Here is a 19,245-nt window from a genome sequence, read left to right as displayed (position 1 = left end):
GAACGGAGGATGGACCCCCCGATGACAGGGAAAGGAAAACGGAACCGGCTGATCGCGGCGGCGCTCCTCCTGCTCGCCCCTCACGCGGGGCGGGCCGCCACCGTGAGCGGCTTCATACACGGGGCCGACGACGGCGAGCCGCTCGCCTACGCGGAGGTCTTTCTCCGCGGCACGATGCACGCGCGCATCGCCGACACGAAAGGACACTACGCACTCGCCGGCATCCCGGCGGGGACCTACGTCCTCGTCTTCCAGCACGTCGGCTACGAGCCGGTCACGCGGGAGATGAAACTCGCCGAGGAGGACGAGATCCTCCTCACCGTGGAACTCCCGCCGCGGGAAAACGAGGTGGAGGCGATCGAAGTGACCGCCGAGGAGGAAGTGCTCGGCGTCCGCCACCGGCGCCTCTCCCTCTCCACGAAGGAGCTGAACCGGATCCCGGCGATCATCGAGACGGACCTCCTCCGATCGGTGCAGATGCTCCCCGGCGTCGCCTCCCTCTCCGATTTCTCCGCCGGCCTTTACGTGCGCGGCGGCAGCCCGGACCAGAACCTGATCCTCCTGGACGACGCGGACGTCTACAACCCGAGCCACCTCTTCGGCTTCTTCAGCACATTCAACACCGACGCGGTCCGCACGGTGGACCTGCAGAAGGCGGGCTTCCCGGCGCGCTACGGCGGCCGGCTCTCGTCGCTCCTGGACGTGCACAACCGGGACGGCAACCGGAAGGAAGTGGAGGGGACGATCCGGACGAGCGTCATCGCCTCGGCGGCGACCGTGGAGGGGCCGTGGGCGAAGGGCTCCTGGATGGTTTCGGCGCGCCACACCTACATCGAGCAGCTCGCGAAAGCGATGGACATCGACCTCCCTTACAAGTTCTACGACCTCCACGGCAAGCTGAACTGGGACATCGACGAGAACGACCGCGCCTCGCTCAGCCTTTACAACGGGCTGGACCAACTCGACTGGGACCGGACCGGGCTCGACATGCTCATGGAGTGGGGAAACACCGCGGCGAGCCTCCGCTGGACACACCTCTTCGGGAGCCGGCTCTACACGAACCTGATGATCGGCTACAGCCGCTTCCGCTCCACCGCGGCGATGGCCTTCCGGGACCTCGAGTTCGAGATGAAGAACGAGATCGACGACGTCTGCGTCAAGGGGAACGCCGCATGGACCCCTTCGGCGAATCACGTGGTCGAGTTCGGCGGCGAAGTGAAGGCGCTCGACTTCCGCTTCCGGCGGGGCTACGAGAACGAGGATCTGAACGTCCACTACGACGGCTACTATTCGGCGCTTTACGTGCAGGACACCTGGCGGGTGAGCCCGCTGGTCGACGTGGAGGCGGGGCTCCGGCTCGACTACTACAACGACGGCGGCTACTTCAACGCCGGTCCGCGCCTTTCGGTGCGGCGGCGCCTCACCGAGGCGCTGGCGGTGCACGCCACCTACGGCCGCTATCACCAATACCTCAACCTCGTCTCCGAGGACGGCGCCGGATTCGCCGACATGTGGTTCCCGGTGGACGAAACCCTCGATCCCGGAAACGCGGACCACTACATCCTCGGTTTCGAGCTGGGACCCTATTCCACCTTCGACCTCTCGGTGGAGGGCTACTACAAGCCGTACCGGAACATGGTGCAGTTCAGCGAGGAGTACGGCAATTCGCTCGTCGAGAGCGACGCCAAGATGGGCGATCTCTTCGACAGCGGCGACGGGGAAGCCTACGGCTGCGACTTCTATCTCCGGAACAGGTACGCCGGCTTCGAGGGATGGCTCGGTTACTCCCTCGGATGGACCAAGCGGGAGATCGACGGCTACAACTACGGCAAGGAGTTCTACACGGACTACGACCGGCGCCACAACTTCGTGCTGATGCAGGAGCGCCCCCTGGGCGAGAAGTGGCGTCTCGGCGTCGCCTTCAAGTACGGAAGCGGCCAACCGGCCACCCTCCCCGCCGGGCGCTACACCGTGCGGGACATCAACGGCCGCGAGTACGACGTCACCTTGGACGGCGAGATGAACGCCTACCGGCTTCCCGACTATCAGCGCCTCGACGTCGGCCTCTACCGGACGACGAAGTGGCGCGGGATGATCATCGAGCCGAACATTCAAGTCATCAACGTGCTGAACCACGACAACGTGTTCTTCCGGATTTACGACACCAGCGAGAACCCGGTGAAGATCGAGGACGTGAGCATGCTGCCGCTGCTCCCCATGGTCGGCGTCCGGGTTTCCTTCTGAGGGAGGTGGGAACCATGAACGCGAAATACCTCGGAAAGATTCTCCGGCGGGGAGGGATCGCGGCGGCGCTCCCCTTCCTGCTCGCCGCGGGGTGCGGCGGCGACGATCTGGCCGAGCCGGACACGGCGGAGGAGATCGTGGTCTTCGCCTACCTCTACGTGAACGAGGCGGTGGCGGACAGCAACGCGGTCTACGTCGGCCGGAATCAGGACTTGCTCGATGTTTACGACGACGGGGAAGCGGCCGTTCCGGACGCGACGGTCCTCCTTCTCGAAGAGGGCGCGGCGGAGGCGGACACGCTTTGGCAGGTCTCGCCGGGGCGCTACAACGCGCCGGGCGTGATCGTGAAACCCCTCACCCGGTATCAATTGCGGGTCGAGATCCCCGGCCGGGCGACGATCACGGCGGCCACCGTCACCCCCGCCCCCTTCGAGGTGGTGGACGGACCGCTCGTTTTCCCCGATGAGATGAAGCACGACGAGGTGGGGGACAAATACCCGATCACCTTCACCTGCGGCGATCCGCGGCAGATCTTCCTGGTGGATGTGTACTGCCTCGAGCACTGGGAAGACGCGGAGTATGTCGAAGCCTTCGGGACCGACGACTACCCAAACGACTACGACGAGTACGGCGGCGACGCCGGCGAGCCGCGCCACATCGCCCCCTTCTTTCGGATCGAGGACCTGGAAGGGAAGAACGGCGATCTCTACGAAATCGGCTGGTACGGCGACATGATGGTCTTCTACGGCCGTTACGACGTGAACATCTATTCCATCGACGACAACTATTACAACTACCTCTACCGGGAGCACCCGGAGAGGAGCGGCGGGATCGACGGCGGGATCGGCGTCTTCGGCTCCGCCTGCCGCGCCGGCTGGACGGTGAAGGTGGTGAAATAGAAAAGCGCGGGGCCCGCGGCTTTCGGTCCGGTCCGAATCGGCGAACTCACTCCTCCGGCGGCCGGATTTCGCTCGGGCCCCCGCCTTTCCATCCGAAGCGGACGCGTAAAGGGCCCGGACGATCGGTCCGGGCCCTCGAAATTTTCGTCGATCGGATGACGCTACGGACCGCCTACCCCCGGCCGGACCGGCGCGTCTCCTCCACGATCCTCTTCGCCAGAACCGATTCCTCCGCAGGATCTTCGGGAAGACGGTAGAGGCCCGCCTCCTCCATCTCCACCTGATAGGCGATACCGTGCACCTCCGCGTCCATGAAGAAGGGGGTCAGAAGCACCGGCGGAAAGATCAGCGTGTAGAGCCAGCGTTTCTTGCAGCGCGGCTCCGGGCTCTTGCCGTCCCGCCAGTAGATGTCGCCGATGGCGTTGGCGTTCAGCTCGCGCGCCTTGCGGATCATCTTCCAGACCGCCGTGTGCGCCGCGTAGTCGCCGCCGTCCCAGATCGGCCCGCGGTGTTTCCCCTTCACCTCCCCCAGCTCTTTCGCGCCGTAGATGGGGGCGGTTTGCAGCTGAAATTCCTCGATCCCCTCGTAATCGATCCGGGCCGTATGGGTGGAACAGCCCGTGAGGGTCCAAACCGTCGCGATCAAGAGGGGGAAAACGATCCATCCCCGCATTTTCGGACCTCCTCCGCGAGAATCCCCTCCCGCCGCCGGACCGCCGGCGCGGGAGAATCCGCCTACCACGTTCACCGAGGGGGGAGCCGGCGGCGATCCGCCGGTCGGGGGTCGTTCCGAGCGTGGGAACGAACCGGCGCTTTCGCGCCCCCGGTCCACCTATCGGCCGAATCGCCGGAAAATCAACCGTCCCGCCGGAAGGAGCGTCTCCACGGCCCCCCTTTCGATCGGGAACGAAACGAGGCCCGGGCATGGCGCCCGGGCCTCTCGTCGTGCGCTTCGTTTCAAACCCGACCGCTAACCCTTCCGCTTGCGGAGAAGCTCGGTCATCTTGTCCAGTGTCTCCTCATAGCGGATCATCACGGTCTGGATCACCTTCGGGTCGGTCATCTCCACACCGCCCCGCCGCAGCGCGTCCATCGGGTAGACGCTTCCGCCCAGCTTCAGCATGGCGATGTAGTCGTCCACGGCGCCCCGGTCGCCGGCGCGCACGCGCCCCGCGATCGCCTCTCCGGCGGCGAAGCTGGTGGCGTAGTTCCACACGTAAAAGGTGCGGTAGAAATGCGGAATCCGAGCCCAGCCGGCGCGGAACTCGTCGTCCAGCACCAACCCGGGGCCGTAATAGTCCTTCCAGAGGTCGGCGTACAGGTTCCCCAGAGATTCCTCGGTGAGCGCCTCCCCCCGCTCGGCCATCGCGTGGGCCCTCTCCTCGAACTCGTGGAAGAAGATCTGCCGGAGGAACGTGCCTGTGATATTCCCCATGTACATGTTGAGAAGGTAGAGGCGCTCCGCGTCGTCGTCGGTCTTCTCCAACATGTAGTCGAGGAAAAGCGCCTCGCTCGCCACGGCCGCCACCTCGGCGACGAAGCTGGAGTACTCCGAATCGTGGAAGGGCTGGTTCTCGTTGGTGAGATAGGTGTGGATCGAATGCCCCATCTCGTGGACCAGGGTGAACACGTCCTCGAGCGTGCCGCCCCAGTTCAGGAGAAGGTACGGATGGGAGTTGTAGCTCCCCCAGGAGTAGGCGCCGCCGCGCTTCCCCTTGGCGGCGTAGACGTCGATCCAGCGCTCGTCCCGCGCCTTCTTCGCCACGCGGTAATACTCGTCGCCATAGGTCTTTTTCCAGAAATCGAGGGCCATGTCGTAGGCCTCGTCGAAACCGATGGTCCTCTCCGCGTCCGGCACGAGGCTCACGTATAAATCGTACACGTGGAACTCGTCGACGCCGAGAATCTCCTTCCGGAGTGCGGCGTAGCGGTGAATCGCCGGGTAGTTGTCGTGCACGGTCCCGACCAGCGTCTCGATCACTTCGTAGGGGATGTTGTCCTCGAACATGCGCTGGTCGATGGCGCGTTCGAAGCCGCGGTTGCGCGCGTAAAAGAGGTTGCGCTGCACCTGGCCGTTGAATGTGGACGCGAAGGTGTTGGCGAAGGAGGAGTAGGCGCCGAAAAGTGCGAGCGCCGCGTCCCGGCGGACCCGGCGGTCCTGCTTGGAGACGAAGCTATAGTAGAGGGCGGGCGAGACGGTCATCTCCTCGCCGTTCTCGTCGGTCACGACCGGCCACTCGATATCCGTGTAGACCAATCCCGCGTAGGCGTCGTAGGGGGCGCCTGCGAGAAGGCTGGCCGAGGCGAGCACCTCCTCCACTTCGGCGGAGCGGTAGTGCGCCTTCTTGCGGGCGATGTTGTCGATGTAGTGATCGTACGTCTTCACGCGCGCATCGGCGCGGAAGCGATCGAGGTCGCCCGAGGGGATCATCGCGATCTCCGCCTCCAGGAAGGAAACCGCCTGCATCACCCGGGCGGCGAGCACGTCGAAACGGCGGTTCAGTTCGTTCGCCTCGGCGTTGTCCGTGTCCATGTCCCGGTACTGGCCGCTGTACACCTGAAGCTCCATCAGACGCTCGATCAGGTCGAAGGCGTATCCCAATCCCGCGGCGAGCGTCTCCGGCGACTCGCCGAGCCGTCCCTTGTACGTTTCCATCCCCGGGACTCTCGCCTCCAGTTCGCCGAAGGCGTCATTGAACGCCTCCACCGACGGGAAGATGTCGGTGATGCTCCATTGGTACTTCAGAGGGATCTCGCTACGGGACTCGTAGTAGACGATTCCTTCGTCGCCGGCGGCGGCAAGCGGGCCGGCGGCGAGCAGAAGGAGCAAACATGCGGCGATGCTGCTACGGAGGCGGATCATCGTTTCTCTCCTCGCGGTGCGGGTAGGCGCGGCGGCGCCCCGCCGGGAGCGTGGGACCGCCGTGCGAAGGCGGGGACGGGTGGGATCGCCCCCGCGGTCTCATTCGTGTTCTTGTATTGTAAGGAAGGGCAAGGCGCGCCGCAACCGCGCCGGTGCGGCGCGGGACGCGCGGGGAAAAGGCGCGGGAGGAAACGCCGGGAATCCGGCGCCCCGGCGGGCTCCCGGCCGTTTATTCGAACTGGCGGCGGAACTCGTCGAAAGCCTTCTCCAGAGCTTCCACTCGACCGCGAAGAGACTCCAGCTCCTCCGAGGCGCGGCCGGGAGCGGGGGGCGCGGCGGCGGCGCGAGGCGCCTCCTCCGCCGATTCCAGCTCCTCCGGCGACGGCGGGCCGGAGAGGAGGTGGCGATAGCGGCGCTCCTTCCGTCCGGGCTGACGGGGGAGAAGAACCACGCGGGGCTCCTCGCCGGCGGCCATCTCTTCGAGCGCCAGGCGGACCTCCTCCAGGCCGGTGAAGGGGAACATCCTCTTCGCCCGCCCGTGGACCTCGCCGGCGGTCTGCGGACCGCGCAACATCAGCTCGGCGAGAATCGCCGTGCGCGCCGCGTCCAGCCCGGTCTTCTCGATGAAACGGTGCTTGTACTTCGTCGCCCGGCTCCCCGCTTCGTCCACCTCGGTCACCCAGCCGCTCCAGCGAAGCGCGTCCAACGCCTCCCGGACCGCGTCCCGTCCGTAGGCGACCACGGGATCCCGGTTCGACTTTTGATTGCACGCGTTCACCAGCGCGTTCACGGTGAGCGGATAGTACTCCGGCGTGGTCCTCTCCTTTTCGATCAGGCACCCGACGACCCGCAGCTCTCTCTCGCTCAGCTTCTCTTCTCGTTCGTCCATCTTTTACCCCGCGTCGTTCTTCGACTTCTCCTCCGCGCCGGCGCGCCTTCGTTCGCGCCCTCCGGAATCGCGGAGTATAGGCGAGGACCGGCGGATCCCGCAAGGGGAGGGGGATGGCCCCTCCCGCTTACGGCACCGAGGAGGCGCGCGATGGACCTGCGCGGATTTCGATTCGAAACGCCCTTCCCAAGGTGTAGGATGGCCGGGGACGGGCCAGCTTCGTGAACAAATCGTTGATCCGGACGACGCGCGCGGGAGATGAGTGCCTCTCCGCGAACGAATGTCGACGCCATGCCGTAGGAGGTGGACGCCATGGCCGCGGCGGAAGCGAATCGGGAAGAACTGCTCGCCGAGATCGATTCCCTTCGAAAACGTCTGAAGGACGCGGAACAGGCGGCTCGCGCGGCGTGCGAGGATCCGGGACGCCCGCGCGGCGGCGGCGCGGAGCACGGACCGGACACGCGCCTCTCCGGCGCGAAGTCCCTCTTCCACGTCATGCTGAACGCCCCCCTCGACACCATCTCCATCCTGACGCCGGACCGCCGCATTCTCCACATCAATGAAGCGGGAGCCCGCCGCCTGGGATCGACCCCGGAGGAGCTGGCCGGCCGTCTGGTGGACGACTTTTTTTCCCACCAGATCGCCGCGTCACGCAAACAATGGATCGACCATGTCGTTCGGACCGGAGAACCGGTCTTTTTCGACGACGCCCGGGGGAAGATCATCCTCTCCAACCGCCTCTATCCGGTTTTCGACGAGAACCGGCGGGTCGAGGCGGTCGTCGTCCTGGCGACGGAAATCACGCAAAGGAAACGTGAGCATGACGCGATGCTGCGGGAAAAGGAGCGCGCGGAAACCTATCTGGAACTCGCCGACGTGATGTTGATCGCCCTCGACAAGGAACAGAGGGTCACGCTCATCAACCGGAAGGGGTGCGAGATCCTGGGAGGCTCCAAGGAGAAGATCCTGGGGGAGAATTGGTTCGATCGATTCCTGCCGCCCGACCGCCGGGAAGAGGTGAAGACCGTTTATGAACAGATTATGTCGGGGAACCTGGAACCGGTTCTGCGATACGAAAACCCGATCATCCGCCTGGACGGGGAAGAACGGATCATCGCCTGGCGAAACACGCTCCTGCGAGACGCCGCCGGATCGATCATCGGCACCCTCGGTTCCGGTGAGGACATCACCGAAAAGCTGGAAGCGGAGAGGGCGCTCCGGGAGAGTGAAAAGCGGTTTCGCACGCTCTTCGAGGAATCCACCCTCGCCATCCTCATCGAGCATCCGGACGGGCGGATCGAAGCGGCCAACCCCGCGGCCTCGGCTCTCTTCGGATACGATCCCGGGGAATGGAACGGAGTCCACGCGGCCGACCTGAGCGATGAAGCCGGCCGCGCCTTCATCACCGAGCTGATCGCCCGGGGCGGCGCGCCGAAACCCTTCACGATCGAAATGACGGGGCGCCGGAAGGACGGTTCTCTCTTCCCGATGGAGGTGCATTCCTTCAACGCCGAGTTCACGGACGAGACGATTCTCTTTATCTTTGTACAAAGCATCGTCGAGAGAAAAAAGAACGAGGAGGCGATCCGCCGGAGCGAGAAACTACTGGACGACACCGGCCGCATCGCCAAGATCGGCGGCTGGGAACACGATCTCGTCACCCGCGAGGCGGTCTGGACGCGATCGCTCTACGACATCATCGAGATCGATCCCGCCGAGCGCCCGCCCGGGCCGGACGAGCATCTGAAATACTACCCCCGGGAACAGCGAAAGATTCTCGCCGAGGCGTACGAGAGGGCGGTGCGGGACGGCGTCCCCGTCGACTTGGAACTGCTCGTTCACACCGCGAAGGGGAAACCGATTTGGTGCCGCGTGTTCGGCGAACCGGTGTTCCACGAGGGCCGCTGCGTGAAGATGCGCGGCGTGTTCCAGGACATCACGGAGAAGAAAGCCGCCGAGGACGCTCTCCGGAGGAGCGAGGAGAAGTTCCGCACCATCACGAAACGCTCGACGGTCGGCGTTTATGTTGTCCGGGAGGGAAAGCTCGTTTATGTGAATCCCAGCCTGGCCGCCTCTTTCGGCTATCGGCCGGAGGAGATGACCGCCGGGTTGGGAGTGGCGGATGTGATCCACCCGGACGACCTCGATTTCGCGGCGCGGGAAATCCGCCTGAGAATGGGCGGCAAGGCGGAAAGAGGGAACGTCATCCTCAAGGGGGTCCGCAAAGACGGATCGATCATCGATCTGGACATCTCCGGCACCCCGATCGAGTACGAAGGGGGCGCCGCCCTCATGGGGACGGTGGTGGACATCACGGAGCGTCTCGCCGCGGAGAGGGCGCTTTCGGAGAGCGAGAGGCGCTTCCGAACGGTCTTCGAGAACGCGGCGGACGCCATGATCATCCGCGATCTCGAAACCGGCGCCGTCCTCGCCCCGAACGACGAAGCGGTCCGGCGCTACGGCTACGCGAGACGGGAACTGCGCGACATGGCCCTCGTGGGACTGGATGCGGAGGAGAACGCCCCCTTCACCCCCGAACAGCTCGTGGAGCTCGAGGAGAAGGGCCGCGTCTTCTTCGAAACGGTTTTCCGGCACAGGGACGGCACGCCGATCCCCACCGAGGTCAACGCCCAAGTCATCGAATACGGCGGCAAGAAACGCCTCTTCGCCGTCCATCGGGATATCTCCGAACGAAAGCGGGCGGAGAGGGAGATCGAAGACCGCCGGGCGGAACTGGAGGAGATCCTGCGTGCGATCCCCGAAGCGCTCGTTTACGCCGACATCGAGCGGCGCATCCGCCGAGTGAATCCCGCCTTCGAACACATCTTCGGCTTCCGACCGGAGGAAGTGATCGGTCAAAAGACCGAGATCCTCTATTCGGAAAAAGGGGATTTCGGGAAACAGGGGGACAAGCGCTATAACGTCGACGCCGGAAAAATGTACGAACCGTATGAAATCGACCACAAGAGGAAGAGCGGCGAGGTCTTCCCCGCCGAGGTCGTGGGGACGCCGGTACGGAACGCGTCGGGCGAAGCGGTCGGCTTTCTCGGTCTGGTCCGCGATATTACCGAGAGAAAGCGGGCCGAAGAGACGATCCGGAACGCCCTCGAGGAGATCCGCAGTTTGAAGGAAATGGTGGAGGCGGAAAACATCATCCTGCGCGAGGAGATCAAGCAGGCGCACCTCCAAGGCGAAATCATCGGCCAAAGCGAGGGCATCCGGTCCGTCCTCGTCCAGGCGGAACAGGTCGCCCCGACCGATTCCACCGTGCTGATTCTGGGCGAGACGGGGACGGGGAAAGAGCTGCTTGCCCGCGCGATCCACAGCATGAGCCCCCGGCGCGACCGCCCGATGGTCATCGTCAACTGCGCGGCCATCCCCGACTCGCTCGTGGAGAGCGAGCTGTTCGGCCACGAGAAAGGGGCGTTCACCGGAGCGGTCGCGGGTCGTGTGGGTCGCCTCGAGGTCGCCGACGGGAGCACCCTCTTCCTGGACGAGGTGGGCGACCTCCCGGCCGAGACCCAGGCGAAACTCCTGCGGGTGCTGCAGGAGGGACGCTTCGAGAAGGTCGGCAGCGACAAAACGATCCGAGTGGACGTGCGCGTCATCGCCGCTACCCACCATGACCTGGAAAAGAACGTGAAGAGCGGCTCCTTCCGGGAAGATCTTTTCTACCGGCTGAACGTGTTCCCCATCGTCGTCCCTCCCCTTCGCGAAAGGCGCGAGGACATCGAGACGCTCGTGTGGGCTTTCGTGGGGGAATTCGGGGAGAAAATGGGAAAGCGAATCGAGAGCATCTCCCGGAAGAACCTCGACACCCTTCGGAACCACTCATGGCCGGGGAACATCCGCGAGCTGCGCAACATAATCGAGCGTGCGGTCATCCTGGCGCGGGGGAAGACCTTGCACGTCGATATACCGGAGCAGCCGAGGACGAAAGAGATGGGTGCGTTCACCCTCGCCGATCGTGAGAAGGAGCACATCATCGAGGCGTTGGAGCTCTCCAACTGGCGTGTGCGCGGGAAAGGGGGCGCCGCCGATTCTCTCGGACTCAAGCCGACCACGCTGGAGGCGCGGATGAAAAAGTTGGGAATCCGAAGGCCGGAGAAGGAGTGAAAGGGGAATTCTCCTCCAAAATAATGGGTGCAATCCAAAATATCGTAGCCCACAAAACAAATCTGGCGACGGACCGACTCGCTTCCTCGCTCTATCCTCTTGATTAGAAGAAGTTAACCCACTTTCTCTCCAAGACCGCCCCATGGCACGGCCTGTGCTTCTCTACATACCTTGGAGGATTCAAATGAAATCGCAGACTGCACGGGCATGGAACGACAGCAAGGGAGCAGATCCGATGAAATACGCGCTCTCCATCTCCGAAGGTGAAACTTTTGTCCGCGTAAGAGTTTACACGAGCGTCTCCGAGGATCTCGCCCTCGAGTTCCTGCGCGCCGCATCCGCGACCGCCGACAAGAACAATGTTAAGTCGTTCCTCTTCGACGTCCGAGGGGTCCCCTGCGCGATGGGTTCCTGGGCGGCATACGAAATCGCCTATTCCAAGCTGGCTCCCCTCGGTTATCGCTGGGACTCCCGAATGGCGCTCCTCGCCTCGCCAGGAGATCAAACCTATGATTTTCTGCGGACCGTCGCGCGGAACGCGGGATATCCGTGGAAGTCCTTCTCCGACGAGGAAGAGGCGATCGCCTGGCTCGACAATAGCCGCCCGTACGAGGAAGACCGCTCCGACAAGACCGAAGCCGGCAAGAGAGATTCCGTCTGATTTCTCGCCGCCCCAGTCCTCCTCCATATCCGGATGTTGTCGACCACTCTCCTCGTTCGATGCTATCCTGAGTTCCGAGTATATTTTAAAGGCCCTTGAGAGCCCCATCCGGCGGCCGGCGGCCGATTGGCTCGCAGGCTTCCGTGGGATCGCCTGTGGGACGAAGATGAAGAGTGAGCCCCGCTGCGCGGAATGCCCCGCCTTCGCCCTGGGCGTCTTCGGCGCCCTCCCGGCGAAGGAGAGGAAGAACCTCGACCGAATCAAGGTCTCCCATCTCTATCACGCCGGAGAGATCCTCTTTAACGAGGGGAACGAGCCGCGGGAAGTTTTCTTCCTGCGCGAGGGGCGGATCAAGATCTCCAAGAGCGGCCTTCACGGAGAGGAGGTGATGCTCCGCCTTCTCGGTCCGGGTGCGATCATCGGCTACCGCCCCCTGCTCGCCGGCGAGCCTTACGCGGCGACGGCGGAAGCGGTGGAGCCTTCCCTGGTCTGTTCCATCGCGGCGCAACGGTTCATCGGCTTGATCCGGGGATTCCCCGACCTCGCCCTCCGCATTCTGGAGGAGCTGGCCCGGGAGCTCCGCGTCTCCGAGGAGGAGCTGCTGATCCGAACCCTGGAGCCGGTCCCGCGCCGCGCCGCACGACTCATTCTCTGGTTCCTCGACTCCCGGCCCGAGGGGGCGGGTCCGCCGCAGTTCACCGTTCCGGTCCCCCGAGCGGATTTGGCGGGCATGATCGGCACCGCGCCGGAAACCCTCTCCCGCACGTTGCAGGACTTCACTCGGGCGGGTCTCCTCGAAGTGGAGGGCCGGCGGTTCCGGGTGCTCGACCTCGATGCGCTCCGGAATCTGGCGGATGGTTGACGGCGGCCGGGAGAAGGGCACGCGCGCGGGCCCGCCCATGCTACTGTGTAAGAGACGGAGAACGCCGGACTTTGAACCGAACGGACCCGTCCTCCGTCTTATGAAGAGAGAACCGGGAGCCTCGTCGGGGTCCGTCCGGACCCCGCCCACCTTCGACGCTCGTCACAATCGAAAACGGGGACGCACTCCGGCCGAACCGTCCGTGATGCGTCCCCCGATTCACGGGAGGCGGACAATGAACCGTGCAAAGATGGTTCTGCGCGCGACGGCGATCCTCCTCGTTCCGCTTTGGGCGGCGCCCGCCGCCGGCTCGGGAGTCCCCGCCTTCGACGAGGCGGCGGCGCTCATTCTGAGAGGGGACGCGGAGGCCGCGCTCGCGCGATACGAGGGCTACCTCGAGAAGGAACCGGAAAGCCGCCACGCGCCGGTCGCGGCGATGGCGATCGCCAATCTCCAACTACGGGTCCGAGCGGACACGGCGGCGGCGGAAGCCGCGCTCGACAGGATCCTGGACGATTATCGCGCCACTCCATTCGCGCCGGAAGCGGCACGTGAGAAGGGGGCATGCGCGAGGACGCGTGGGGAGTGGACGGCGGCTGGCGAGTCCTTCCGTCTCGCCGCGGAGCTCGGATCGAACCGGCGCGCCCGCCAGAGCGACGACTGGTTGAACGAGGTCACCCTCTCGGCCGCGGACTGTTTCGAGCGCGCCGGCGACCGGGCGAAGGTGATCGACACCTACGAAAAGGTGATCGAGGCGTCGCCGCCGCCGGAAGTCGCCTCGTCCGCGTATTTTCATCTGGGCGAAGCGTACGAGGAGGAGGGGGACGAGATCCGCGCGGCGGAACAGTACGCCCGGGTGATCGAAAATTATCCGAGCACCGGCGGCTTCCAGACGGCCTTGGAAAAACGGGGGCTGATCGAGCGGCACCGCGAGGTGGATTGGGCGCCGGTGGAGCTGCTCCTCGAAGCGCGGGACGCCGCGGGGACCGACTTCGACGCGTCGATCCTCTGCTGCGAGAAAGTGCTCGGCTCGACGAAAAACGAAGCGTACGTCCAGTGCGCCGAGTACGGAAAGATCTTCGCCGAGACCATGCGGTCCGCCGACTACTCCGAGGGATGCCGCAAGCTCCGTGAGTACCTCGACCGATGGCCGAACGGGCTGCAGTCCGAGAGGGGGCGTTTGATCCTGGACGCCCACTGGACTCCGATCGCCGACTGGGAAGAGCAGGCGAAGGCGAACCCGGACGATCCGGAGACGGTCGGCAGGCTCGGCGCGCTCTACATCCGGGCGCGGCAGTGGGAGAGGGCGGCGGAGACCCTCGAGCGCGCGATCGCCCTCGCGCCGGACGACGAGGGCCTCCATCTACAGCGCGGCTACGCCCTCGCCGGCATGGGCCGGCCGGAAGAGGCGCTCGCATCCTTCTCCGTCTACCTGGACGCGCACCCCAACGACACGGGCGCCCTGAACCAGATCGGCTACACCTACATCGGCATGGGCCGGCCCGAGGAGTCGGTCACCTATTTCCGGCGCTACGCCGAGGCGGCGCCCGAGGAGGCGAACTCCCACGACAGCTACGGCGAGGGGCTACTCCTCTCCGGACGCGCCGAGGAGGCGCTCGCCCAGTACGAGCGGGCGGTGGAGCTGGACCCCAACTTCTCCAACTCCTGGTTCATGCTCGGCCGGGTGAACCGTGAGATGGGCCGCGACCAAAAGGCGATCGAGGCGTACGAGACTTTCCTGGAGCAGAGCCCGAACGGCCCCCAGGCGGACGAAGCGCGGGAGGCGATCCGGGAGATGCGGGCGAAATGACGAGGAGGAGCGAAACGATGCAACAGGACTGGACGCGAAGGGAATTCCTGAAGCGGAGCGCGGCCTTCGCCGCCGGCGCCGCCGTGTCGACCGGGCTCCCCCTCCGCGCCCTCGCGGGCGTGCGGGAGCCTTACAAGCCCGCCATCGACCTCGCGGTCGCCTCGGGTGCTTCACCGGTGAAGAACACGTTGGCGGCGGTGGAGAAGCTGGGCGGTTTCGGCAAGTTCGTACGGCCCGGGGACAAGGTGGCGCTGAAGCCGAACCCGATCGGCGCCTCGCCCCCCGAGCAGGCGATCAACACTCATCCGGAGATGATCGGCGCGGTGGTGAAAGGGTGCCTCGGCGCCGGCGCCGCCCGGGTGATCGTCCTCTCCCACGACTCGCCGGACTGGTTCGAGGGGAACGGAACCGCCGAGGCGGTGCGCCGGGCGGGCGGGATCGTGAAACCGATCAACGACCGGGCGGATTACGTGGAGATACCGCTGCCGCGGGCGCGGCTCCTCCATTCGGTGGAGATCGCCCGCGACATCGCCGAGGCGGACGTCTTCATCAACATGCCGATCGCCAAGCACCACGCCGGCGCGCGGGTCACCTTCGCCATGAAGAATCTGATGGGGGCGAACTGGGACAGGATCATCCTGCACCGTCTCGACCTGCAGGCGACCATCGCCGAGCTGGCGACGGCGGTGCGCCACGACCTGATCATTATGGACGCGAACCACGCCCTCCTTACGAACGGTCCGAGCGGTCCCGGGCGGGTGTCGCGCCCCCAGACTGTGATCGCCGGCGTCGATCCCGTCGCCGTGGACGCCTGGGCCTGCCGTTATCTCGACGTGCGCCCCGAGTCGGTCGGTCACATCCGCCACGCCTGGGAGCTGGGGGTCGGCGAGATGAACCTGGATCGCCTCAAGATCGACGAGTTCGCCGCGTAGAGCGCGAGGAAAATCGATGGATCGACGCGGGGGCGCCGCCGGGCGCCCCCCTTTTTTGTCGGCGTATGGGGTGCGAGCGCCCGCCCCTTCCTCTTTCCTTCTCCCTGGTCCCCGCCCGCGCTTTCCGCTATGCTGGCCGGGCGGCCGGCGGCGGCGAGCGCCGTCCCGCGCGCCCGGCCCTCCCCCACCGGGGAACGGGCGGAAACGACACACCGCGAACGCGCGCACAAGAGGGGGATTCGATTTGGCGCCCGAGCATCCGACCGCCTCCGCGTCCGGCCCGGCCGACCGATCCACGGGCGAACTCTTCGGCCATCCGAGGGGCCTCTTCGTTCTCTTCTTCGCCGAACTCTGGGAACGGTTCAGCTTTTACGGGATGCGGGCGCTCCTGGTGCTCTACATGACCAAGGCGCTCCTCTACGCCGACGAGCTGGCGAACGGCACCTACGGCGCCTACATCGGCTTCGTCTACGCCACACCGCTGATCGGCGGGATGCTCGCCGACCGGTTCCTCGGCTACCGCCGGGCGATCCTGATCGGCGGGATTCTGATGTCCTTCGGCCATTTCGCCATGGCGATCGAGCACCCGGTCTTCTTCTTCGGCGCCATGGCGCTCATCATCGCCGGGAACGGCTTCTTCAAGCCGAACATCTCCACCCTCGTCGGCCGCCTCTACGACCGAGACGACCCGCGCCGGGACGGCGCCTTCACCATCTTTTACATGGGAATCAACATCGGCGCGGGCCTATCGCCCCTCCTCTGCGGCTACCTGGGCGAACGGATCGGTTGGCACTGGGGATTCACCCTCGCCGGCGTCGGCATGCTGGTCGGCCTCGCCGTGTTCGCGGCCGGCGGGCGCTACCTGGGTGGACACGGGCTCCCGCCGCGGCCGGAGGTGTTCCGCGAGAGCTGGTCCGGCTTCCGGAAAATCTGGGCGCTCTACATCGGCATCGCCGCCTTCGTCCCCTTCGCCGCCTACATGCTCACCCGCCCCGCCTGGGTGCAAAGCGGGGTGTACATCATCGGTCCCCTCTTCGTCGCCTACATCGTTTACGAGGCGATACGGAGCCCCGCGGCGGAGCGGGGGCGGCTCTTCGCCATCCTGGTGCTGATTCTCTTCTCCATCACCTTCTGGGCCTGTTTCGAACAGGCGGGCAGCTCGATCAACCTCTTCACGGACCGGCACGTGGACCGGCACGTTTTCGGCTGGGAGATCCCCGCCTCCTGGTTCCAATCGGTGAACCCGGCGTTCATCATTCTGCTGGCGATCCCCTTCTCGGCGCTCTGGATCCGGCTCGGGCGCGCCGGAAGGAACCCGGCGGCGCCGGTCAAGTTCGGCTTCGGGCTTCTGCAGCTCGCCGCCGGTTTCGTGGCGCTGGTGATCGCCGCCAAGACGATCGGGAACGGGGACAAGGCGGGGATGATTTGGGTGATGATCGCCTACCTGCTCCACACCACCGGCGAGCTCTGTCTCTCACCGGTCGGGCTTTCGACGGTGACCAAGCTCTCGCCGGTACGACTGGTCGGCCTGATGATGGGGGTCTGGTTCCTCAGCAACGCCTTCGCGGGCGTGCTTTCCGGTCAAATCGCGGCGCTCACCGGCGCCGAGGCGGGGTATGAGCGCGTCTTCCAGATGATCGTGTTCTTCGCCGGCGGCGCGGGGCTCCTCCTGCTCCTTCTCTCGCCGCTGATCAAACGACTGGAGCACGGAGCGGAATAACAAAGGCGTCCCCCGGGGCGCGGGCGGGAGAGGCGGCCCGGCGGGCCGAGGTTTCCCCGCGGTCGCGCCGGGCGGATCGATGAAAAAGGAGTGCGGATCGTGGCCGAACAAAAAACGGGATTCGTCGCACAGATCAAAAGCTTCCCCAAGGCCTTCTGGGTCGCCAACACGATGGAGATCTTCGAGCGGATGTCCTGGTACGGGTGGTTCACGGTGATGGCGGTTTACGTCACCGGGAGCGTGGCCACCGGCGGCCTCGGCTTCTCCACCGAGCTTCGCGGGACGCTGCAGGCGATCATCCCCTTCTTCCTCTACCTGCTGCCGGTGCTGACCGGGGCCCTGGCGGATCGTTATGGTTTCAAGAGAATGTTCATCATCGCCTACGCGATCATGATCGTCTCCTATTACCTGCTCGGCCAGTTCACCTCGCTTCCCGGCTTCGTCTTCGCCTTCACGCTGGTGGCGATCGGCGCGGCGATCTTCAAGCCGGTGGTGGTCGGCACGGTGGCGCGCGTCACCAACGACGCGAACTCGTCGACCGGCTTCGGCATCTTCTACATGATGGTGAACGTGGGCGGCTTCCTGGGGCCGATCATCGCCGGCCGGATTCGCGGCTGGGGATGGGAGTGGGTCTTCGTCGCCTGCAGCGGCTGGGCGGTGCTCAACATGCTGCTCGTTCTGATCTTCTACAAGGAGCCGGCGCGCGAATCGGCGGACGTGCGGAAACTGAGCAAGGTGCTGGACGGCCTGGTGGAAGTGCTCGGCAACCTCCGCTTCTTCATCACCGTGGGGATCGTCCTTGTCGGCCTGGTGCTCGCCAGCGTCTTCAACAGCCTGGAGGTGTCCTGGTTCTCCTGGGGGTGGGCCGGCGTCGTCCTGGCGCTCTGGATCGCGGCGAACCTGCTCATCGACCTGGCCCTTCCGAAAGAGGGCGAACAGGCGGAGGCGGGACCGAAACGGAATCCGCTGGCGAGGCGGATGCGCTGCAGCAACTGGCGCTTCGCCCTCTTCCTGCTGATCATGTCCGGCTTCTGGACGAGCTTCAACCAGATCTTCTACACCATGCCCGAATACATCCGGGACTTCACCGAGACGCGTCCGATGATCCACGCCGCCGAGCGGATTTTCGGCAAGAGCGATCCCGACGATCCGACCCGCGGGGTGGCGAGCAACATGGCGACCATCAACGACGCGGAAAGGCAAGAGATCGTGCGGGTCGTCCAGGAGCTGAAGGACGCCCTCGCGCCGGGCGAAACGCCCCGGTCCGAGCTGTTCCTCACCCTGCCGAGGGCGCGTTTCGACGCGCTCGCGGAGGGCGCCGACGCGGCGGTGCGCAATGCCTTTCCGCCGGCACTCGATCGTGAGGAGTTGGCGGAGAGACTGCGCGTCGCCGACCCGTCGCAGATCCTGGGACTCGTCGAGAGCGCGCGCAAATCTCTCGGGACCGGATGGCGCGCCGACCTCGAGAGGGAATCGCTGGAGCAAACCTCCCGCACTCTTCTCTACAGCAAGGTACGCTTGGCGCCGGACCGCCTCCGCAAAATCGTCGAGACCGAACCGAACGTGGATCGGGCGACGAACCGGATCATCGTCGCCGGCAGGCAGATGAACCCGGAGTACATCGTCAACATCAACGCCCTCGGGATCGTCCTCTTCCAGGTGCTGGTCTCCTTCCTGATGGGGCGGTTCCACCGCTTCACCACCATGATCGTCGGCATGTTGATCGCCGCGGTGGGAATCGGCTTCTCGGCGCTCGCTGGCACGGAGGGGATGATCGGCGCCGGCGGCCTCGTCTGGATCGTGGCGGCGGGCATTCTGACGTTCTCCTTCGGCGAAATGATGGCGAGCCCGACGAGCCAGGAGTACGTGGGCCGCATCGCCCCGGCGAACAAGAAGGCGCTCTACATGGGCTACTACTTCGTGGCGACCGCGCTCGGCAACCTCTTCGGCGGGATCCTCTCGGGCCAGTTCTACGGAACGCTGGCGCGGGACATGCAGCGCCCGGACCTGATGTGGCTCTGCTTCGGCGGCGTCATGCTGTTTACGGCTCTGATCTTCGTGGCTTACAACCGCTTCGCGCTGCCGAGGTCCCGGCCGGACTCCTTGACCGGCTAGGGCGGACGCGCGATCATCGATCACGAGAAGGCCCGGCGCAGCGCGCGCCGGGCCGTTTCTCTTCCCGGTCGATTTCTCGGTGGAAGGACGGGGCGGCGGATTGTTTATAATGGGGGGCGAACGATCGGAACGCC

Annotated in this window: 12 protein-coding genes; 9 read left to right on the top strand and 3 right to left on the bottom strand. The window is 65.3% G+C overall.

Features of this window, described 5'->3' with window-relative positions; translation table 11 throughout:
* Positions 1–21 precede the first annotated feature (21 nt).
* Both JW958_14050 and JW958_14045 read left to right on the top strand, forming a co-directional pair.
* Complete coding sequence (locus JW958_14050; protein ID MBN1827378.1) at positions 22–2,244, top strand: TonB-dependent receptor; 2,223 nt, start codon at positions 22–24, stop codon at positions 2,242–2,244.
* Between the two features lie 14 nt (positions 2,245–2,258).
* On the top strand, positions 2,259–3,143 hold the full coding sequence (locus tag JW958_14045) for a DUF4249 family protein (protein ID MBN1827377.1): 885 nt from the start codon (positions 2,259–2,261) through the stop codon (positions 3,141–3,143).
* Between the two features lie 172 nt (positions 3,144–3,315).
* Here JW958_14045 and JW958_14040 read toward each other — a convergent pair whose 3' ends face one another.
* The 3 genes from JW958_14040 to JW958_14030 all read right to left on the bottom strand — a co-directional run bounded on the left by JW958_14040 (position 3,316) and on the right by JW958_14030 (position 6,895).
* Positions 3,316–3,816, bottom strand: a complete 501-nt coding sequence (locus JW958_14040; GenBank protein MBN1827376.1) for a hypothetical protein — start codon at positions 3,814–3,816, stop codon at positions 3,316–3,318.
* A 297-nt stretch (positions 3,817–4,113) separates the two neighbouring features.
* Positions 4,114–6,006, bottom strand: coding sequence for an oligoendopeptidase F (pepF, locus tag JW958_14035; GenBank protein ID MBN1827375.1), 1,893 nt, complete (start codon positions 6,004–6,006; stop codon positions 4,114–4,116).
* A 229-nt stretch (positions 6,007–6,235) separates the two neighbouring features.
* Positions 6,236–6,895, bottom strand: coding sequence for a YceH family protein (locus JW958_14030; protein ID MBN1827374.1), 660 nt, complete (start codon positions 6,893–6,895; stop codon positions 6,236–6,238).
* A gap of 312 nt (positions 6,896–7,207) precedes the next feature.
* On the opposite strand from JW958_14030, the gene JW958_14025 reads away from it, so the two are divergent.
* The 7 genes from JW958_14025 (at position 7,208) to JW958_13995 (ending at position 19,111) form a co-directional block, all read left to right on the top strand.
* Positions 7,208–11,011 carry a PAS domain S-box protein gene (locus JW958_14025; GenBank protein MBN1827373.1) on the top strand — a complete coding sequence of 1,268 codons (3,804 nt, stop codon included), beginning with the start codon at positions 7,208–7,210 and terminating at the stop codon, positions 11,009–11,011.
* 184 nt (positions 11,012–11,195) lie between these two features.
* Positions 11,196–11,672, top strand: a complete 477-nt coding sequence (locus JW958_14020) for a hypothetical protein (GenBank protein MBN1827372.1) — start codon at positions 11,196–11,198, stop codon at positions 11,670–11,672.
* Positions 11,673–11,838: 166 nt separating this feature from the next.
* Positions 11,839–12,534 (top strand): Crp/Fnr family transcriptional regulator, encoded by a 696-nt coding sequence (locus JW958_14015; GenBank protein MBN1827371.1) that lies wholly within the window; start codon positions 11,839–11,841, stop codon positions 12,532–12,534.
* A gap of 235 nt (positions 12,535–12,769) precedes the next feature.
* Positions 12,770–14,344 carry a tetratricopeptide repeat protein gene (locus JW958_14010; GenBank protein ID MBN1827370.1) on the top strand — a complete coding sequence of 525 codons (1,575 nt, stop codon included), beginning with the start codon at positions 12,770–12,772 and terminating at the stop codon, positions 14,342–14,344.
* The gene (locus JW958_14005) at positions 14,341–15,276 is read left to right on the top strand and encodes a DUF362 domain-containing protein (GenBank protein MBN1827369.1); all 936 of its coding nucleotides are present in this window, start codon (positions 14,341–14,343) and stop codon (positions 15,274–15,276) included. Before JW958_14010 ends, JW958_14005 begins: the two co-directional genes overlap by 4 nt.
* 16 nt (positions 15,277–15,292) lie before the next feature.
* Complete coding sequence (locus JW958_14000; GenBank protein ID MBN1827368.1) at positions 15,293–16,996, top strand: peptide MFS transporter; 1,704 nt, start codon at positions 15,293–15,295, stop codon at positions 16,994–16,996.
* A 99-nt stretch (positions 16,997–17,095) separates the two neighbouring features.
* Positions 17,096–19,111 (top strand): MFS transporter, encoded by a 2,016-nt coding sequence (locus JW958_13995; GenBank protein MBN1827367.1) that lies wholly within the window; start codon positions 17,096–17,098, stop codon positions 19,109–19,111.
* Positions 19,112–19,245: the final 134 nt, after the last annotated feature.

This window comes from Candidatus Eisenbacteria bacterium (genome assembly GCA_016930695.1).
Taxonomy (GTDB): Bacteria; Orphanbacterota; Orphanbacteria; order Orphanbacterales; family Orphanbacteraceae; genus JAFGGD01.
Note: the sequence above shows the minus strand (reverse complement) of the source record. Positions and strands in the feature narration are given on the sequence as shown.

Excerpts from the sequence above, each read along its gene's own strand:
- JW958_14040 (MBN1827376.1), bottom strand. The coding sequence starts at position 3,816 with ATGCGGGGATGGATCGTTTTCCCCCTCTTGATCGCGACGGTTTGGACC.
- JW958_14050 (MBN1827378.1), top strand. The coding sequence starts at position 22 with ATGACAGGGAAAGGAAAACGGAACCGGCTGATCGCGGCGGCGCTCCTC.
- pepF (MBN1827375.1), bottom strand. The coding sequence starts at position 6,006 with ATGATCCGCCTCCGTAGCAGCATCGCCGCATGTTTGCTCCTTCTGCTC.
- JW958_14025 (MBN1827373.1), top strand. The coding sequence starts at position 7,208 with ATGGCCGCGGCGGAAGCGAATCGGGAAGAACTGCTCGCCGAGATCGAT.
- JW958_14020 (MBN1827372.1), top strand. The coding sequence starts at position 11,196 with ATGAAATCGCAGACTGCACGGGCATGGAACGACAGCAAGGGAGCAGAT.
- JW958_14010 (MBN1827370.1), top strand. The coding sequence starts at position 12,770 with ATGAACCGTGCAAAGATGGTTCTGCGCGCGACGGCGATCCTCCTCGTT.
- JW958_14000 (MBN1827368.1), top strand. The coding sequence starts at position 15,293 with ATGGATCGACGCGGGGGCGCCGCCGGGCGCCCCCCTTTTTTGTCGGCG.
- JW958_14005 (MBN1827369.1), top strand. The coding sequence starts at position 14,341 with ATGACGAGGAGGAGCGAAACGATGCAACAGGACTGGACGCGAAGGGAA.
- JW958_14045 (MBN1827377.1), top strand. The coding sequence starts at position 2,259 with ATGAACGCGAAATACCTCGGAAAGATTCTCCGGCGGGGAGGGATCGCG.
- JW958_14015 (MBN1827371.1), top strand. The coding sequence starts at position 11,839 with ATGAAGAGTGAGCCCCGCTGCGCGGAATGCCCCGCCTTCGCCCTGGGC.
- JW958_14030 (MBN1827374.1), bottom strand. The coding sequence starts at position 6,895 with ATGGACGAACGAGAAGAGAAGCTGAGCGAGAGAGAGCTGCGGGTCGTC.